This window comes from Marinobacter sp. (assembly GCF_052091845.1).
In the GTDB taxonomy this organism is placed as follows: domain Bacteria; phylum Pseudomonadota; class Gammaproteobacteria; order Pseudomonadales; family Oleiphilaceae; genus Marinobacter.
Genome location: NZ_JBQDCO010000037.1, coordinates 18,095 through 34,563, shown reverse-complemented (window position 1 = coordinate 34,563; position 16,469 = coordinate 18,095). Strand labels below are relative to the sequence as shown.

Here is a 16,469-nt window from a genome sequence, read left to right as displayed (position 1 = left end):
TGTGAGTGATCATACACTCAAAATCAGGTGGCCAGATTCACTATGCCACTACAAACCTCGCTTCAAAATAGGAAAACAGCATGCCCCAATGGCTACAGTGGAGCCTAATCATTGCCGGCGTTATCGCCATCGTTGTGCTGCTGGGTTTTATTCGGCGGCAAATGGTTATGTTGACTGAAAGCCGCAGGCGCCAAAAAAAGGCGGAGGCTTTTCAGGCGAAACGTCGCCAGGATATGGTTGATAGCATTCGGGTGATTGCTATGGCTATTGAAGAAGAGCAGGTGGAATATTCCGAGGGTTGTCTGCGCATTAAGGGGCTACTGGATCACGTGGCGCCGGAACTGATGGAAAAGCCGCCTTTCAAGGTGTTTATGGAGGTGTATGAGCAGCTTCGCCACATGCCTACGCACCAGGCACGCCAGGATACAGACGCGCGTTTTGTGGCAAAAATGGATAAGGAGCGATTTGCGGTAGAAAGAAAGCACTCGGATGAAATTCGCCGTGCCGCAACCGCCATACGAAACCACGGGTTTTGACCGGTCTATTAAAGTGTGTCTTTTTGTAACAGCTGAATGTGCAGAAGGTATTTTTATCAATTGAATATCATACGCTTGCTAAAGCGCCTAAAAATGACGGAGCGCTCAAACTTAGCCTATGCCCCAAACTGCCTTTTCTTTTCGCAATCCTTGTCTAGATTAAAAACGGGGCGATAATTTTTTACTGCATCGATTACCGCCCCGCTTGTCTCTCCTGATATGTTCGGACGACTCTGCTAATAAGCGGAACCTTGCCGGCCCACATGGCCGGCCTTTTTGTTATTGGCTCATCATGCCAGCCATTGCCATGATTTTGTCTTTACTGGCCACCAATTCATCAAATTGCTTTTCTACCTTGCCACGGTCCAGGCCAAGCTCATCATAAACCTTCTGCTCAACGGCAGCGCTGGCCCCCATGGCCACACTTCTTGCAGTTAGCAGCTGGCGCCCCAGCCAAAGAAGCTTGGCGTATTGGCTGTGCACTCCCTGGTAATCAACGTTCTTCTGATATCGTATAGCTAGTGTGACTTCATCTGGCATGCCCCAGTTTTCCATAAGCCGGGCTGCAATCTGTTCACGGGTTATGCCCAGCAGATAGTGCTCTGTTACCGAGGAATCGATAACGGTATTCACCTCCAGCGAACGACATACCAGCTTAAAATGAGGAGGAAACACCTGGGCCAACAAAAGGTAGCCAAAATTGTGCAGCAGACCGGCAAGGTAAGCCAATCCGAATACGGGGCGCTCACCACGGGGCATCATGCTGGCCAGAATGCCCGCTGATTGCGCCTGCCAAATGGCCTGCTGCCAATAATCTATATAGCCATCAGGGTGGTCCTGGGGCTGGTTCAAGGCCCGCCCCAGGGATAGCCCCATGGCAAGGTTCATAACCATATCAAACCCAAGCACTCTGGAGATTGCATCGTGCACAGACCGAACCTGCCCGGCGGCTGCGTAAAAGGATGATGAGGCCCAGCTGACAATCTGGGCTGCCAGGCTGGGATCGCTTTCAACAATATCTACCAGATCGCCCATGACAGCGTTAGGGTTTATGCGCAGGTGGATAATACGCTGGGCCGTCTCAGGTAGTGGCGGAAGCTCTAACGTGTCCTCCAGGCGCTGCTGTATGCGCAGGCTGGTGAATTTTTTGATGGCGGCATTCATTTGGCTGTGGTCATTGCCAGGCTTGTTCAGGTTAACCGCAATGGTTTCCGAGGCGACGGCAAAGGACTGACGGTCTGCCTGCTGAGTCAGCGTTCGAAAATCGTCTGCCGGCATCACCATAGCGAGGTGTTGCTCTCCCAACTCCAGCGCTACGCTGGGCAGTTCATCTACCCGATTGTCCACCAGGGTAGGCCAGCCAGTCAGGGAAGGCAGCGCGGGCAATTCCCGCAGCCCGGCCCGCTCTCTTACACGGGTCTGTTCCCGCGGTTTCATAAGTCGGTAATTACGCTGCAGCTGCTTATTGAGTAGTTCCAGATCAATCAAATCTTCTTTACGACAAACAACCTGAAGATTATCTTGCCCGTCATTTAGCAACACCATTCGCAGCAGTTCTTGTTTGCTGGCCTGGCCTGCGTCTCTCAGCGACACGCCCTTGGCGACATCGCCTAAAGCCTGCTGAACCGTGACAGGTAATTCCATTATTGTCTCCCAAGTATTGCGGCTTGCCACTTGGCCAATCAAGCCTGCCGTTGTTGTTCAGTATAAGGCAGCGCACAGCCATAAACGTTGATATTAAACCAGTTGATCCAGGGGCATTACTGGTGGGGCTGAACGGCCCAACTCAGACATCGCCGTACCGTATGTTCTCCCCAAGCCAGCGCCGGATAAGCGCCTGCACCACCCGTGGGTGCTTCATGAGCCCCGGGGCCATCTCGCGTATGGGTTCTATCCAGCCTTTGTCTCGCTCAAAATCGGCCAGCCGAAACTGCATCATGCCAGTTTGGCGAGTACCTAGCACCTCACCCGGCCCTCTTATCTCCAGATCTTTCTCGGCTATCACAAAGCCATCCTGGCTATCGCGCAGAGCCTGCAACCGCGCTTTGCCATTGGTCGATAGGGGCGGATGATACATCAGCACACAGAAACTGGCCTCCTCGCCCCTGCCTACCCGGCCTCGCAATTGATGCAACTGAGCAAGGCCCAACCGTTCCGGGTTTTCAATAATGATCAACGAAGCATTGGGAACATCCACACCCACCTCAATCACCGTGGTGGCAACCAACAAGTCCAGCTTACCCTGCTTGAACTGCTCCATCACCGCTGCTTTTTCTGCCGACTTGAGCCGCCCGTGCACCAATCCGATGTTCAGGTTCGGCAAGCGTTCGGTCAGCTCCTGCTCTGTTACTTCGGCCGCCTGGCACTGCAATGCTTCGGACTCCTCAATCAGGGTACACACCCAGTAAGCCTGGCGCCCGTCAGTGCAGGCACTGCGAACCCGGTCAATCACATCTTCCCGGCGGCTGTCGGGAATCACGATGGTTTCAATGGGCTTGCGACCCGGTGGCAGTTCGTCAATCACTGAGGTGTCAAGATCGGCATAGGCGCTCATGGCGAGGGTGCGCGGAATAGGAGTGGCCGTCATGATCAGTTGGTGCGGAGCCAGGGTTCCGCCTACACCTTTCTCGCGCAGGGCCAGGCGCTGGTGTACGCCAAAGCGGTGCTGCTCATCCACAATAACCAAAGCCAGGCGGTGAAACAGCACGTCGTCCTGGAACAATGCATGAGTGCCTATCACCACGCCCGCCGCCCCTGTATGCACAGCTTCCAACGCTTCTTTTCGGGCCTTACCTTTTACCTTGCCAGATAGCCAGGCCACCTGGATGCCTATGGGCTCAAGCCAGCCATAAAAGTTTTGATAGTGTTGTTCGGCCAGTATTTCTGTGGGTGCCATCAGCGCTACCTGAGCGCCCGCGCCTATGGTTTGAAGCGCTGCCAGGGCAGCAACCACGGTTTTGCCTGAGCCCACATCACCCTGCACCAAGCGCAGCATGGGCAGCGGCTGGCTGAGATCCTGGCGGATATCCCCCATGACATGGCGCTGGGCGCCTGTGAGCGCAAACGGCAATTCTTCCAGAAAGCGTTCGGATAGATCGCCTGTCGGCAGCAAAGGCAGTGCCTGCCGGGCCTGAATCTGTTCCCGCACTTGCAGCATACTCAACTGGTGGGCAAGCAGCTCCTCCATGACCAGCCGCTGTTGCGCCGGATGACGCCCGCCCATCAGCAAAGGAACCGGAGCACTGGCCGGGGGAGAATGCACTAACCGGACGGCTTCGGTAATGCCTGGCAACTGATAGCCTGCCAGCAACTCCGCGGGCAACCAATCGCGTATAGGGTGGCGCTGAAGATACCCCAGAGCTTGCTGACACAGAGCTCTTATTCGGGGCTGCTGTATGCCTTCGGTCAACGGGTAAACCGGAGTGAGGGTTGCCTCGCCAGCGGCTGGCATCGGTGGCGGGCTTACCTGGTATTCCGGATGGTAAAATTCGTATCCGGCCCGGCCCGGGCGCACTTCACCGAAACAGCGTACCCAGGCACCTTCTGAAAGCTGATTCTTTTGGGCGGCGTTAAAGTGAAAAAACCGCAGCACCAGAAATCCGCTGTTGTCTTTCAGGGTAACCTGCAGGCTGCGGCGGCGGCCCATCATCAGATCTGCCTTCATTACCTCCCCTTCCACTACGGCTACATCACCTACCCTCAAACTGCCCATGGGCATAATACGGGTGCGATCTTCGTAGCGATGAGGTAAATGAAACAGCAAATCCTGCATCGATGCGATGCCCAGTCGCGCAAGCTTTTCAGCAAGGGCGCTTCCTACGCCCTTTAGCTCTGTGACCGGGATATCATCCAGTGAGGCCATGGCTAGAGTCAGTCCGTGTCGGCAGTAACCGGTGTTTCCGCTTTCGCTTTTTCAATCACGCGGCACTGGTTGGCGGCAAGAGAGAGGACATCGATGGCTTTCGGCCTCGGGAAAGTGACTCGCCAGGCCAAAGCGACTGTACGGGAAGGTATTGGCGGTGCAAAAGGTCGGGTTACCAGTACCTCTTTACGATACTGCATAGCCGTGGCAGCCGAGAGCGGGAGTACGGTGATCCCCAGGCCAGAGGCCACCATGTGGCGAATAGTCTCTAACGAGCTGCCCTCAGTAACCAGCGATTGCGAGCCATTTTCCGCGCGGTGAGTGACTGCATCCACCAAAGGCGGGCAGGATTCAAGTATTTGATCCCGGAAGCAGTGCCCTGGGCCAAGGAGCAGCAATTGCTCGCGAGACAGCTCTTCGCCAGTGATCTGTTCTTTTTCTGCCAGTGGGTGGTCCGCTGGCAGCAGCACCACAAAGGGCTCATCGTATAACGGCAGCGTTAACACCTCCGCCTCTTCAAACGGCAATGCGATAATGATGGCGTCCAGCTCGGATTGGCGCAGCTTTTGTCGCAAGTTGGCGGTGTAGTTTTCTTCGATGTAGAGCGGCATTTCCGGTGCGGCGCGGCGCAGTTCCGGCAGCAGGTGTGGGAACAGATAAGGCCCAATGGTGTAAATGGCCCCAACTTTCAGGGGCGAACTCAGTTGGCTTTTGCCATCCTGGGCCATATCGCGGATAACACCCACCTGGTCCAGAACACGCTGGGCCTGCTCAACAATACGCGAGCCGGTTTCTGTTACGCGGATACTGCTTTTACTGCGTTCAAACAGAGGAACGCCCAATTCATCTTCCAGCTTTTTGACCGCCACGCTGAGGGTTGGCTGGCTAACATGGCAGCGCTCGGCCGCGCGGCCAAAATGTCTTTCGCGGGCAAGCGTAACGACGTATCGTAACTCGGTAAGAGTCATGGTGATCTCCGGTCAAAAGGATACGGATCGAAGTTTTACTAATTTATGGGTTAGAGGATAAGGATTGATATTGTCTATGGCAATCGCTGATCGCAATAGTACACCGGGAATTCTCATAGCCGGTTGCGGCAAGCTGGGTGGCGCCATCGCCAGCAAGCTGCAGGAGTCGGCGCATGTTTACGGGCTGCGCCGTAACCCTGGCAAGGTGCCAGAAGGTGTGAGGGGCATAGGGGCCGACCTTTCGCGCCCGGAAACTCTGGCCGGCAAGCTACCGGACGACCTGGATACCGTTATCTACTGCCTCACGCCCTCTCATTATGATGAGCAGGGCTACCGCGATGCGTATGTAATCGGCTTATCCAACCTCCTTGACGCGCTGGGCAGCCAGCAACTCAAGCGGCTCTTTTTCATCAGCAGCACCAGCGTTTACGCCCAGAACGACGATAGCCTGGTAGACGAAACCAGCGCGGCTTCCCCCAACCGCGCCACTGGCCAACAGATTTTAGCCGGCGAGCAAACGGCACTGGATAGCGGCCACCCTGCCACCATAGTGCGCTTCAGCGGTATTTACGGGCCAACCAGAAGGCGTTTTTTGGAGGCAGTTGTTGCGGGCCGCATGAGCCCGGCAAAGCCTGCACCGTTCAGCAACCGCATTCATGAGGATGACGCAGCCGAAGCTGTAGCCCACCTTAACGGATTAGCGCTTGCGGGAGAGCACTTGGACAATTGCTATGTGGCCAGTGATTGCGAGCCGGTTCGACTCGATGAAGTGGTTGATTGGATTCGCCAGCAGGTGGCCTGCGCCGAACCGGCGGCAGACGCCAGAAAAGGTGGTCGGGCTGGTAGCAAGCGATGTGTTAATCAGCGTCTGACGCAAACCGGATTTCGTTTTCGTTATCCCGATTTTCGAGCCGGGTACCGTGAAATGATCAAAAAAGGCAGCATTTAAAACGAACAAAGGCGGTCCTCGACCGCCTTTGTTCTGACTCTCTTGCCATTTATTGCTGTATCAGCTGAGCACCATTACAGCTTCGACCTCTACCGGCACATCTTTTGGCAGCGCTGATACTTCAACAGCGGCTCGTGCCGGATAGGGCTCTGGAAAATACGTCGCCATAATATCGTTCACCGTGGCAAAGTTTGCCAAATCGGTCACGTAAATATTCACTTTAACAACGTCCTTCAACTCGCCACCGGCGGCTTCACACACGGCTTTGAGGTTTTCGAATACCTGGCGGGTTTTTTCTGAAAAATCCCCGGCCACTACTTCCATGGTTTCGGGGTTCAGCGGAATCTGACCAGAGATATAGACCGTATCGCCTGCCTTAACGGCCTGAGAATAAGGGCCAATTGCTTGAGGTGCGTGTTCAGTCTGGATTACAGATTTGTTGGCCATGCCGTGTAATTTCCTTTCGTCCAAAACACCAATCGTCGCCCTTCCGCACGTGAGCTGTCAACCGCGCGGGCCTGGTTAGTCTCAGTATTTCACGCGATTGATCGAGGTAATCGCCTTGATGTTGCGAACCCGGCGCATCACGCGGGCCAGGTGCTTGCGGCCATGCACCTTGACTACCATGCTGACCACGCCAAAGCGGGCATCCTGCTCGTCTACGTTAATACGTTCGATATTGCCATCTGCCATGGCCACCGCGTTGGCCACTTCGGCAATCACGCCGCGCTGTCGCTCCAACTCAACGCGCAACTCTACAGAAAATTCATCGGTAATATCTTTGGCCCAGGTAAGGTGGGTCAGACGGGACCGGCCTTCGTTGTCTTCCGGCAGGCGGGAACAGGTGTCGGAGTGGATTACCATACCACTGCCCGAATCCATCACGCCAACAACCGGGTCGCCGGGAATAGGCTTGCAGCAAGAAGCAAAGTGAACCAGCATGCCTTCGGTTCCCTTTATGGTGATCGAGGAAACATCTCCACCTTGAGTATCTTTAGTGACTTCATCGGGACCCTCTGTTTCCGCACCACTTAGAAGTTGGCGCGCAACCAGATAAGCCATTCGGTTGCCCAGGCCAATATCACTTACCAGATCATCAAAGCTGTTCACCTGGTTATGATTAACCACCGCCTGCTTTTGAATGTCGTCAATATCCGACAAACGGGCGCCAAACCCGTTTAAAGATTTTTTCAGCAGGGTGCGCCCCAACTCCAGCGCCTCTGCCAATTTTTGGCTTTTCAGTGTATGGCGAATGCTACTGCGCGCCTTGCCGGTAACCACAAAACTCAGCCAGGCCGGGTTAGGCCGTGCACCCGGCGCAGTAATAATCTCTACTGTTTGACCACTTTGTAGCGGCCTGCTCAAAGACCCCAAGGTTCGGTTGACGCGACAAGCTACAGTGGCATTACCTATATCCGTGTGGATTGCATACGCAAAATCTATCGGGGTTGCGCCGCTGGGCAGCTCCATAATTTTACCCCTTGGGGTAAACACGTAAATTTCGTCCGGGAAGAGATCGACCTTTACGTGTTCGATGAACTCGAGGGAATCGTCTGCCCGCTCACGCATTTCCATCAACCCTTTCACCCAACGATCTACCCGTGTTTGGTTCACCGCGCTCACACTGGTTGACTCGTTTTTGTACATCCAGTGCGCAGCGATACCGTCGTTGGCAATGTGCTCCATTTCCTCAGTGCGGATCTGGATTTCTATGTTCACATGCATGCCAAACAAGGTGGTGTGCAACGATTGGTAGCCATTGGCCTTGGGCATGGCAATGTAGTCTTTAAAGCGGCCGGGCATGGGCTTGTAGAGACTATGAACCGCTCCGAGAATGCGATAGCAGTCGTCTTCGCTGTCAGTAATAATCCGGAAGGCGTATACATCCATGATTTCGTAAAACGACTTCTGGTTGAGCTTCATCTTGTTATAGATGCTGTTCAGGTGTTTCTCACGCCCAATTATGCGCCCCGGAAGGTCACGCTCTTCGAGTTTTTCCTGCAGCCGGCCCTGAATGTCTTCGATGATTTCCCGATGGCTGCCACGCAGTTTATCTACGGCTTTGGAAATATAGCGGGAGCGCATGGGGTGCAAAGATGAAAACCCCAAGTCTTCCAATTCGGTGGAAATCGCGTGCATACCCAACCGGTTTGCGATGGGGGCATATATGTCGAGGGTTTCTGTAGCGATGCGCTGGCGTTTTTCATAGGGCATGGGCCCAAGAGTGCGCATGTTGTGCAGGCGGTCTGCCAGCTTAACAAGAATAACCCGGATGTCCCTGGCCATGGCCAGGGTCATTTTCTGAAAGTTTTCTGCCTGGGCTTCCGCGCGGGTGCGGAACTCTATCTGGGTAAGCTTGCTTACGCCGTCTACCAGCTCTGCGACATCCTCGCCAAACTGCTCGGAAAGAGCGTCTTTGGGAATGCCGGTATCTTCAATAACATCGTGAAGCATGGCGGCCATCAAACTCTGGTGGTCGAGCTTCAGGCCGGCAAGAACGTGGGCAACAGCGAGAGGATGAGTGATATAGCGGTCGCCGCTCTTACGCATCTGGCCTTCATGGGCTTGTTCAGCGTAATAGTAGGCTCTTCGCACCTGGTTGATGCGATTGGTATCCAGATAGGTGCTGAGCTCACCCGTCAGCCCCTCTACCGTAGCCTCAAGCGACACCGCGCCTCCACTCTAAGCCCGCAACCGCTTACTCTTCTTCGATTTCAGTAAGCAGGTCTCGGGAAACCAGGTTACCCGCAATTTCGCGCAGGGCGATAACCGTGGGCTTGTCGTTTTCTTCTGCGACCATCGGCTCGGCACCTTTGGTGGCAAGCTGACGGGAACGCTTAGTAGCTAGCATGACCAGCTGGAAACGGTTATCTACGTGTTCCAGACAATCTTCAACAGTAACTCGTGCCATGATTTCCCCGACAAAATAAAATGACTGATTTAGCAGACCGAACAGTTTACCGCCAGCGGCACAATTTGTATACAGCAAAAGACCGGCTTAAGCCAAGCCATCGCCCGCACCTGAGAGCCCGGAGAGTAACGCGCTGTGCCTGGCCTGCTGGTCAACCATTTGCAAGCGCTGGCTGCGCGCAATGGCCAGCAAATCTGCCAACGCCTCCCGGAAATGGTCATTCACTACCAGGTAATCAAACTCGCCCGCATGGCGGCATTCTTCCCGGGCTTCAGACAACCGCCGCTCCACCACTTCCGGTGCGTCTGTCCCTCTGCCCACAAGCCGGTCCCGCAACACCTCTGACGAAGGCGGCACAATGAACACGCTCACACACTCAGGAATAAGGCGGCGCACCTGCGCAGCACCCTGCCAGTCAATTTCCAGAATCACATCCCGACCGCTGGCCAGCATCTCACGAACCCACACCTGTGACGTGCCATAGTAATTGTCGAAAACATTGGCATGCTCCAGAAAATCGCCACGGTTAATCATGGCTTCGAATTCTTCACGGCTGACAAAATGGTAGTTAACGCCGTTGTTCTCACCCTCACGCATAGGGCGAGTCGTATGGGATATGGACACGCCCAATTTCTGATCGGCACGCAGCATCTCTGCAACAAGGCTGGTTTTGCCAGCACCCGACGGCGCAGAAATGACAAACAGCGTACCTGTTCCACCGGCCTGGTTCATGACTCAACAACTCCTGCACTGTATCTGGCCGCCATTGCTGAAGGCCCGGAAAACCGCCAATTATACGGCCTTTGACTAATCACCGCACCCCGGAGCTTCAACAACTGATAATATTGAGGCAAAGATAGCAAAACATCACAGCATCACACTCAGGCACAGCAAAAATGGCGGAAGGCAGCATGGATAAACTTCTGATTGTCATGGACCCGGCCCACAAGCACCAAAAGGCACTGGCCCGGGGAATTGAACTGGCGCGCGCCACAGGTGCCCACCTGGAAATTGTCGCCTTCACCCATGAGCACCTTGGCGCCTTGCCGTCAGACCCGGCGGTGCAACAGCGCGCCCGGGAAGCCCTTATTGAACTACGCCAACGCTGGCTGGACCAAATGCTGACCCTTTCAGATTGCAGTGATCTGCACGTCACTACCCACACGGTATGGGAAAAGAACATACACCAGTGGATTATCGAGCACTGCCAGCCCAAACGCTTTACCACTGTGATTAAAACCGGCAGTCGCTCAGAAACCCTGCTGTACACGCCCACCGATTGGCACTTGATTCGGGAGTGCCCGGTGCCTGTCATGCTGGTTGCAGAGCAAAAGTGGAATCACGCACACCCCATTCTGGCGGCAGTCGATCTTAGCTCAGAAAAACCTGCCAAGAGCGCGCTTAACACCCGAATTATTGAGCAGGCCAGCACACTCGCCAAAGCATTCGGAACGGAATTGCACCTGGTCCACGCGCTGCATATTTCTGAAGTACTGGCAGATCTTGAGATTATTAATGTAGCCGAGCATGACAAAAAGCGAAGAGAAGCGCTGAAGCCGGCTCTCACACACTTGTGCAACACCTGGCACCTGAAACCCGAGCAGATTCATCTGACCACCGGCCCGGCGCACAAGGTTATCCCCAGCGTGGCCAGCCAACTTAAGGCAGACATGCTGGTTATTGGCACCAGCGGTAAAACCGGCTTGAAAGCGAGGGTTATTGGTAACACCGCAGAGAAAGTGCTCACCCACCTGCGAACCGACCTGCTCGCCATCCAGCCCGAGGATACCGGTCGGTGATGCGCAAAAAATTCGACATAACAACCACCCTGCCAGAAACCGCCAGCGAAGCCCTGAGCCAGGCGACCGGGCTTTCACGCCAGCGCATCAAGGACGCCATGAACAAAGGCGCATGCTGGTGGACACTCAAGGGCAAGAAAGTGCGGCTTAGGCGCGCTACCAAGGAACTCAAAACAGGCACACGGCTGCAACTTTATTACGATGAGAGCGTGTTGGCGCGAAAGCCTGAAGTGGCAACACTGGTGGCAGACAACAGCCGCTACAGCGCTTGGTTTAAACCCCACGGCTTGCTGGCGCAAGGCTCGCAATGGGGTGATCACTGCAGCTTACTGCGCAGCGCGGAGCTTGAGCTAAAACGCCCCTGCTTTCTGATTCACCGGCTGGATGCCGATGCCGCCGGGCTTATGCTTATTGCCCACGATCCAAAAGCCGCAGGCGCGCTTTCCCAGTGCTTTGCCGGTCGCACTATAACCAAACACTATCTTGCCAGCGTCGCAGGCCTGATTGAGACCCGGGATCAACTGATTGATACTCCGGTTGACGGCAAAGAAGCTATCAGCCGTGCCTCTACCCTTAGCACTGATGAAGCCGGCGAGACCAGCATTTTACAGGTAACCATTGAGACCGGGCGCAAACACCAGATTCGCAAGCATCTGCAAAGCATAGGCCACCCCATTGTCGGTGACCGACTTTATGGCAAGCCTGCGCGAGTGCCTTTGCAACTGCTGGCGGTTAGCCTTGAGTTTGACTGCCCGCTCAGCCGCCAACGGGTGACACTGGAACTGCCAGAGCCGCTGAACAATCTAGCGCAGGCCTGATCAGGCCGGGGTTGGGTTACTCGATGTTCTGCACCTGCTCCCGCATTTGCTCGATCAAAACCTTCAAATCAACGGCTGCGCGAGTTGCGCCGGCATCGATGCTCTTGCTGCTCAGGGTGTTGGCTTCGCGGTTTAGCTCCTGCATCAGGAAATCCAGCCTGCGACCAATGGCCTCATCACGTTTGAGGGTGTCTGTCACCTCACTGATGTGAGCCTCCAACCGGTCCAGTTCTTCGGCCACATCACTCTTCTGGGCGAGCATGACCATTTCCTGGGTCAGGCGCTCAGGTTCCAGCTCTACCCTGGCTTTCTGAAAGCGCTCACGCAGATGCTTCTCCTGGGCCTTTAATAACTCGGGCACCAGATTGCGGACCGTTTCAACCAGGGTTGTCATTTGCGCCAGCCTGTCCTCAAACAACGGCCGCAAGCGCTCACCCTCCCGCTGTCGCACAATGGCTAGCTCAGCAACTGTTTGCTCAAACAGTTGCAGGGCAGATTCCTTAACTGCGTTGTCATCCTGCTCCGGCGCAGACAGCACCCCCGGCCAGCGTAAAATATCCAGCGCGTTGATATGTGCCGGGTTATCAAGCATACGATTCACGTGATTTGCGGCTTCGTTCACCGCTTGTGCTATACCCTCATTAACCTCAAACCCGGGAGCAGCCGTCTCGCTGGCTTGCAGGCGAATTGAGACATCCACCTTGCCCCGTTTTAACTGCTTTCGCAGCTCTTCCCGAAACGGGTTCTCAAGCTCGCGCAGGGCCTCAGGCAACCGAAAAGACGGCTCCAGATACCGGTGATTAACGGCGCGAATTTCACACGTCAGTGTTCCCTGGCTATCCTGAACATCCTTCCGGGCAAACGCAGTCATACTTTTGATCATGGGGGCTCCGGCTTTGTTAAGGGTGGCAATCGTTGATTGCAGAACTTGAGTCTAACAGGCCGCGCTGCTTTGCGGCGAACTCCGCCATAGTCAATGCGCTTCCGCGCCCTGGCTCCCCGGTGGTCCTGCTCAACGTGCTATACTTGTCGGCTTTTCAACGCCAATACGACCGGGCCAAGCTCCCGGACACTTAGTGACATCATCAGGAATCCTATATGCGTCCAAGCAGCAGAACCCCCGAACAGCCAAGAGACATTCGCCTTACCCGTAACTACACCTGCCATGCGGAAGGCTCTGTACTGGTTGAATTCGGCAACACCAAAGTCATCTGCACCGCCTCGGTAGAAAACAAAGTACCGCCGTTTTTGCGCGGCCAGGGCAAAGGCTGGATCACCGCTGAATACGGCATGCTGCCCCGCTCTACCGGCAGCCGCATGGGCCGCGAAGCCGCCCGTGGCAAGCAGGGCGGCCGCACCGTGGAAATTCAGCGCCTGATCGGCCGCTCCCTGCGCACAGCGGTTGACCTTGACGCCCTGGGCGAACACAGCATCACCATTGATTGCGACGTTATTCAGGCCGACGGCGGCACTCGTACCGCAGCCATCACCGGCGGTTGCGTCGCTCTGGTCGATGCCCTGAATCATCTGGTGGCAGAAAAGCGCATTAAGAAATCACCACTGAAGCAAATGGTCGCAGCGCTGTCTGTGGGTGTTTACAAAGGCACGCCAGTGGTTGATCTGGATTACCCGGAAGACTCCGAAGCCGAAACCGACATGAACGTGATCATGACCGACCAGGGCGGCTTCATCGAAATCCAGGGCACGGCAGAGGGTGCACCGTTTGTTCAGGAAGAATTGGACAGCATGCTGGCTCTGGCCAGGCAGGGTATTGAAAAGCTGTTTGTGCTGCAGAAAGAAGCGCTGGAAGGCTAAGAAGGTAACGCAAAAGCGGGTGCCGGCATGACTGCTGGCACTCCCCTCAAGCTTGAATCAGCTTACAAACCGATTTCTATATCGTAATCCATAATCACCGGAGCGTGATCCGAAAAACGGGTTTTGCTGTCAATCCAGCCATCCTGAATGGTTTTGCGAATGCCAGGCGTCATCAACTGGTAATCCACCCGAATGCCCGCATTCTTTCGCGACCCCTCGGTTTGCTCGGGCCACCAGCTAAACTGGTTGCTCTGCTTGTTGATTTCACGGAATGCATCCACGCAGCCCATTTCATCGAACAGCCGATCGAGCCAGGCACGCTCATGGGGCAAAAACCCTGAAAAATCCAACCGGTGGTACAGGGGACTGGCATCTGTCACATGTTGCGCCGACTGCAGGTTAGCGCCAAAAATGAACTGGCGGCGCTTGCGCAGCGTTTTTTGCATGTGCAGACCGAACCCATCCAGAAAATCATCTTTATGGTCCAGCACCGTCAAGTCGTCTTCACTGATCAGTTCATCTTCCCGGCCAAGCGCACAGGGAGCCAGCACACTGGCCACTGAAACCTTGTCGAAATCTGCCTGAATGAAGCGCCCTTCCCGGTCGGCCTGCTCGTTGGCGAAGCCATACATAATAGCCTTCGGGAAATGCCGTGTGTATATACCCACGCCACCGTCCGAGTTATTTTCGCCATCGATGAAATACGCCTCATAGCCTTCAGGTATAAGGTTTTGGTCTTCAATCTCGTAGGCGCGCATACGGTGATCCTGCACACACACAACGTCTGCGTCCTGCTCGGCCAGCCAGTCGAAGAAACCTTTATCAATAGCCTGGGCAAGGCCATTAACGCTGATTGATACTACCCGCATACGTGTTCCCTGATTCGGTTTGCGTGTATGATACCGTTTTCACGCATTATTAAAAGATCCACACCCGCCAGAAGCCTTGCCATGCACGACTATCAGCAAAAATTTATTGAGTTCGCCATTCGCCGTAACGTACTTCGTTTTGGTGATTTTACCTTAAAATCCGGCCGCACCAGCCCCTACTTTTTTAATGCTGGCCTGTTCAATACCGGAGACGACCTGCTGCAACTCAGCAAGGCCTACGCTGCAGCCATCGCACGCAGCGAACTCGATTATGACATCATATTCGGCCCTGCCTATAAGGGCATTCCGTTGGCAACCGTAACAGCCACGGCTTTGGCACAGGAAGGCGACAGCAAGCCGTTTGCCTTTAACCGCAAGGAAAAGAAAGACCACGGCGAAGGCGGCAATATTGTAGGCGCCCCGTTGCGGGGTAAGGTGCTCATCGTTGATGATGTTATTACCGCCGGCACAGCCATACGCGAATCTATTAGCCTGATACATGCCGAAGGCGCTGAACCTGCCGGCGTGCTGATCGCCCTCGACAGACAGGAGCGAGGCAACGGTGAACTCTCTGCCATACAGGAAGTAGAGAGAGAATTCGGCATTCCGGTAGTTAGTATCATCCGCCTGGAACAGATATTGGACTATCTTAAGACCAACCCGGAGTTTTCTGGCCACGCGGTCAAAGTAGCCAACTACCGGGAAAGCTACGGAGTCTGACTGATGCACAAGCGCCCAACCGTATTTTCGGCTGCCGCCTCCGCTCTCTTACTGACCCTGGGCATGACAAGCCAGGCAGTGGCAGGCATGTACCGCTACACGGATGAAAAAGGCCAGCTCGTAATCAGTAACACCATTCCGCAGCAAGCGACCAAACGCGGCTACGACATCCTGAATTCGAACGGGCGTGTGGTGGAATCTGTCCCCGCCGCGCCAACAGAAGCTGAAATTGCCGCCCGCGAAACAGAAAAGCAGCGCCAGAAAGAACTCGCCATTCAGCGCGATAAAGATGCCAGGCTTCTGAAGCGCTTCAGCCACCCGGACCAAGCCATAAAAGCCATGCACCGCAAACTGGATGAACTGCGGGGACTGATTCAACTTAAGCGTGGCAATATTTCCGTTATCTCAAGCCAGCTGGACAGCGAACAAAGCCGTGCTGCGAACATGGAGCGCAACGGCCGCAAAATACCAGAAGCAACCCTCAACAAGATCCATCGTCTTGAATCTCAAATTCGCGATATCGAGAGAGAAATCTCGGGCCAGGCTCAGGAAATAGAGGTTCTCAGGCAATCATTTGAAAGGGATATAAAGCGACTTGAAGTAGTCACCGGGGAAAGCCGAACACTATCGCTTGACCCCACCAACACCGGAAGGTAATGCCCTCCGGGACAACACTGACAAGTTGCCACCCACTAAACACAAAAAGGACGCCCAGGTTTGAGTGGGCGCCCTTTTTTATCACTACAGACTGCGCAATTGTTTAACAACTTACCTGGCTATCAGGCTGAAGTAGCTGAGCTCTTCTGGGCAGTCTTTTTCTTCGCGGTTGTCTTGCGAGCCGCTGGCTTTTTGGTCTCTACAGACTTTTTGGCATCCTGAGCGGCTTCAGACACGTCGTCTGCTGCTTCAGAGACAGTGTCAGCGCCTTCAGCTGCATCTTTTTCAAGTTTGGCCACCAGATCGGCAGCGAAGCTACCAAAACGGTTATTCAGGCTACGCAGCTGCCCAAACAGGCTGTCGCTGTAGCCATTATAACGGCTACGCAGACTTTCAACGCTGTATTCACGCGCGCCTGACTCAAGCTTTTCTGCATACTCAAAAGGCTTGGCTGCCAACTTCTGCTGCTGCTCTTCTGCGGCATTGATGCCTTTTTCTACGATTTCCTGAAGCTGTTCCTGATAAGTCTTGAGTTTACTCATGTCGCTTCTCCTTGGTTTACGGA

17 protein-coding genes are annotated in these 16,469 nt (G+C 54.7%); 7 read left to right on the top strand and 10 right to left on the bottom strand.

The features are described 5' to 3' along the window. Positions 1 to 80: 80 nt before the first annotated feature. Positions 81 to 536 (top strand): DUF2489 domain-containing protein, encoded by a 456-nt coding sequence (locus ACTHYN_RS12325; RefSeq protein WP_441812748.1) that lies wholly within the window; start codon positions 81 to 83, stop codon positions 534 to 536. Between the two features lie 279 nt (positions 537 to 815). On the opposite strand, the gene ACTHYN_RS12320 is transcribed toward ACTHYN_RS12325, so the two are convergent. The 3 genes from ACTHYN_RS12320 to ACTHYN_RS12310 all read right to left on the bottom strand — a co-directional run bounded on the left by ACTHYN_RS12320 (position 816) and on the right by ACTHYN_RS12310 (position 5,366). Next, the gene (locus ACTHYN_RS12320; protein ID WP_441812747.1) at positions 816 to 2,180 is read right to left on the bottom strand and encodes an HDOD domain-containing protein; all 1,365 of its coding nucleotides are present in this window, start codon (positions 2,178 to 2,180) and stop codon (positions 816 to 818) included. Positions 2,181 to 2,322: 142 nt separating this feature from the next. Then, a complete protein-coding gene (recG, locus tag ACTHYN_RS12315; RefSeq protein WP_441812746.1) occupies positions 2,323 to 4,398 on the bottom strand; it encodes an ATP-dependent DNA helicase RecG in 2,076 nt (691 codons plus the stop codon). A gap of 8 nt (positions 4,399 to 4,406) precedes the next feature. Next, positions 4,407 to 5,366, bottom strand: a complete 960-nt coding sequence (locus ACTHYN_RS12310) for a hydrogen peroxide-inducible genes activator (RefSeq protein ID WP_441812745.1) — start codon at positions 5,364 to 5,366, stop codon at positions 4,407 to 4,409. Positions 5,367 to 5,442: 76 nt separating this feature from the next. Between ACTHYN_RS12310 and ACTHYN_RS12305 the strand changes: the two genes are divergently transcribed. After that, entirely contained in the window at positions 5,443 to 6,315 is an 873-nt protein-coding gene (locus tag ACTHYN_RS12305; RefSeq protein ID WP_441812744.1) for an NAD-dependent epimerase/dehydratase family protein, read from the top strand. Positions 6,316 to 6,375: 60 nt separating this feature from the next. Here ACTHYN_RS12305 and ACTHYN_RS12300 read toward each other — a convergent pair whose 3' ends face one another. From ACTHYN_RS12300 to gmk, 4 genes are all read right to left on the bottom strand, one after another. Further along, positions 6,376 to 6,762: a RidA family protein gene (locus tag ACTHYN_RS12300; protein ID WP_441812743.1), complete on the bottom strand. Its 387-nt coding sequence runs from the start codon at positions 6,760 to 6,762 to the stop codon at positions 6,376 to 6,378. Between the two features lie 81 nt (positions 6,763 to 6,843). Next, the gene (locus ACTHYN_RS12295; RefSeq protein WP_441812742.1) at positions 6,844 to 8,985 is read right to left on the bottom strand and encodes a RelA/SpoT family protein; all 2,142 of its coding nucleotides are present in this window, start codon (positions 8,983 to 8,985) and stop codon (positions 6,844 to 6,846) included. A 28-nt stretch (positions 8,986 to 9,013) separates the two neighbouring features. Further along, positions 9,014 to 9,226: a DNA-directed RNA polymerase subunit omega gene (gene rpoZ, locus ACTHYN_RS12290; protein ID WP_441812741.1), complete on the bottom strand. Its 213-nt coding sequence runs from the start codon at positions 9,224 to 9,226 to the stop codon at positions 9,014 to 9,016. 87 nt (positions 9,227 to 9,313) lie between these two features. Continuing rightward, the gene (gene gmk / locus ACTHYN_RS12285) at positions 9,314 to 9,958 is read right to left on the bottom strand and encodes a guanylate kinase (protein ID WP_441812740.1); all 645 of its coding nucleotides are present in this window, start codon (positions 9,956 to 9,958) and stop codon (positions 9,314 to 9,316) included. Positions 9,959 to 10,137: 179 nt separating this feature from the next. On the opposite strand from gmk, the gene ACTHYN_RS12280 reads away from it, so the two are divergent. Both ACTHYN_RS12280 and ACTHYN_RS12275 read left to right on the top strand, forming a co-directional pair. Next, positions 10,138 to 11,025, top strand: a complete 888-nt coding sequence (locus ACTHYN_RS12280; protein WP_441812739.1) for a universal stress protein — start codon at positions 10,138 to 10,140, stop codon at positions 11,023 to 11,025. Further along, complete coding sequence (locus ACTHYN_RS12275) at positions 11,025 to 11,843, top strand: RluA family pseudouridine synthase (RefSeq protein WP_441812738.1); 819 nt, start codon at positions 11,025 to 11,027, stop codon at positions 11,841 to 11,843. The genes ACTHYN_RS12280 and ACTHYN_RS12275 overlap by 1 nt, the downstream gene beginning before the upstream one ends. 16 nt (positions 11,844 to 11,859) lie before the next feature. Here ACTHYN_RS12275 and ACTHYN_RS12270 read toward each other — a convergent pair whose 3' ends face one another. Next, positions 11,860 to 12,726 carry a YicC/YloC family endoribonuclease gene (locus ACTHYN_RS12270; protein WP_441812737.1) on the bottom strand — a complete coding sequence of 289 codons (867 nt, stop codon included), beginning with the start codon at positions 12,724 to 12,726 and terminating at the stop codon, positions 11,860 to 11,862. Between the two features lie 215 nt (positions 12,727 to 12,941). On the opposite strand from ACTHYN_RS12270, the gene rph reads away from it, so the two are divergent. Further along, complete coding sequence (gene rph / locus ACTHYN_RS12265) at positions 12,942 to 13,658, top strand: ribonuclease PH (RefSeq protein ID WP_441812736.1); 717 nt, start codon at positions 12,942 to 12,944, stop codon at positions 13,656 to 13,658. Between the two features lie 62 nt (positions 13,659 to 13,720). Here rph and ACTHYN_RS12260 read toward each other — a convergent pair whose 3' ends face one another. Beyond that, on the bottom strand, positions 13,721 to 14,527 hold the full coding sequence (locus ACTHYN_RS12260) for an exodeoxyribonuclease III (protein ID WP_441812735.1): 807 nt from the start codon (positions 14,525 to 14,527) through the stop codon (positions 13,721 to 13,723). Between the two features lie 81 nt (positions 14,528 to 14,608). Here ACTHYN_RS12260 and pyrE point away from each other — a divergent pair, with 81 nt between their 5' ends. Continuing rightward, entirely contained in the window at positions 14,609 to 15,247 is a 639-nt protein-coding gene (gene pyrE / locus ACTHYN_RS12255) for an orotate phosphoribosyltransferase (protein ID WP_441812734.1), read from the top strand. A gap of 3 nt (positions 15,248 to 15,250) precedes the next feature. After that, positions 15,251 to 15,904: a DUF4124 domain-containing protein gene (locus ACTHYN_RS12250; RefSeq protein WP_441812733.1), complete on the top strand. Its 654-nt coding sequence runs from the start codon at positions 15,251 to 15,253 to the stop codon at positions 15,902 to 15,904. Between the two features lie 122 nt (positions 15,905 to 16,026). On the opposite strand, the gene ACTHYN_RS12245 is transcribed toward ACTHYN_RS12250, so the two are convergent. Further along, on the bottom strand, positions 16,027 to 16,446 hold the full coding sequence (locus ACTHYN_RS12245; RefSeq protein ID WP_441812732.1) for a hypothetical protein: 420 nt from the start codon (positions 16,444 to 16,446) through the stop codon (positions 16,027 to 16,029). Positions 16,447 to 16,469: the final 23 nt, after the last annotated feature.

Bases quoted from the DNA above. Each gene is read 5' to 3' on its own strand.
- ACTHYN_RS12260 (WP_441812735.1), bottom strand. From the start codon at position 14,527: ATGCGGGTAGTATCAATCAGCGTTAATGGCCTTGCCCAGGCTATTGAT.
- recG (WP_441812746.1), bottom strand. From the start codon at position 4,398: ATGGCCTCACTGGATGATATCCCGGTCACAGAGCTAAAGGGCGTAGGA.
- rpoZ (WP_441812741.1), bottom strand. From the start codon at position 9,226: ATGGCACGAGTTACTGTTGAAGATTGTCTGGAACACGTAGATAACCGT.
- rph (WP_441812736.1), top strand. From the start codon at position 12,942: ATGCGTCCAAGCAGCAGAACCCCCGAACAGCCAAGAGACATTCGCCTT.
- ACTHYN_RS12280 (WP_441812739.1), top strand. From the start codon at position 10,138: ATGGATAAACTTCTGATTGTCATGGACCCGGCCCACAAGCACCAAAAG.
- ACTHYN_RS12270 (WP_441812737.1), bottom strand. From the start codon at position 12,726: ATGATCAAAAGTATGACTGCGTTTGCCCGGAAGGATGTTCAGGATAGC.
- ACTHYN_RS12250 (WP_441812733.1), top strand. From the start codon at position 15,251: ATGCACAAGCGCCCAACCGTATTTTCGGCTGCCGCCTCCGCTCTCTTA.
- ACTHYN_RS12320 (WP_441812747.1), bottom strand. From the start codon at position 2,180: ATGGAATTACCTGTCACGGTTCAGCAGGCTTTAGGCGATGTCGCCAAG.
- ACTHYN_RS12305 (WP_441812744.1), top strand. From the start codon at position 5,443: ATGGCAATCGCTGATCGCAATAGTACACCGGGAATTCTCATAGCCGGT.
- ACTHYN_RS12325 (WP_441812748.1), top strand. From the start codon at position 81: ATGCCCCAATGGCTACAGTGGAGCCTAATCATTGCCGGCGTTATCGCC.
- ACTHYN_RS12300 (WP_441812743.1), bottom strand. From the start codon at position 6,762: ATGGCCAACAAATCTGTAATCCAGACTGAACACGCACCTCAAGCAATT.
- pyrE (WP_441812734.1), top strand. From the start codon at position 14,609: ATGCACGACTATCAGCAAAAATTTATTGAGTTCGCCATTCGCCGTAAC.
- ACTHYN_RS12310 (WP_441812745.1), bottom strand. From the start codon at position 5,366: ATGACTCTTACCGAGTTACGATACGTCGTTACGCTTGCCCGCGAAAGA.
- gmk (WP_441812740.1), bottom strand. From the start codon at position 9,958: ATGAACCAGGCCGGTGGAACAGGTACGCTGTTTGTCATTTCTGCGCCG.
- ACTHYN_RS12275 (WP_441812738.1), top strand. From the start codon at position 11,025: ATGCGCAAAAAATTCGACATAACAACCACCCTGCCAGAAACCGCCAGC.
- ACTHYN_RS12245 (WP_441812732.1), bottom strand. From the start codon at position 16,446: ATGAGTAAACTCAAGACTTATCAGGAACAGCTTCAGGAAATCGTAGAA.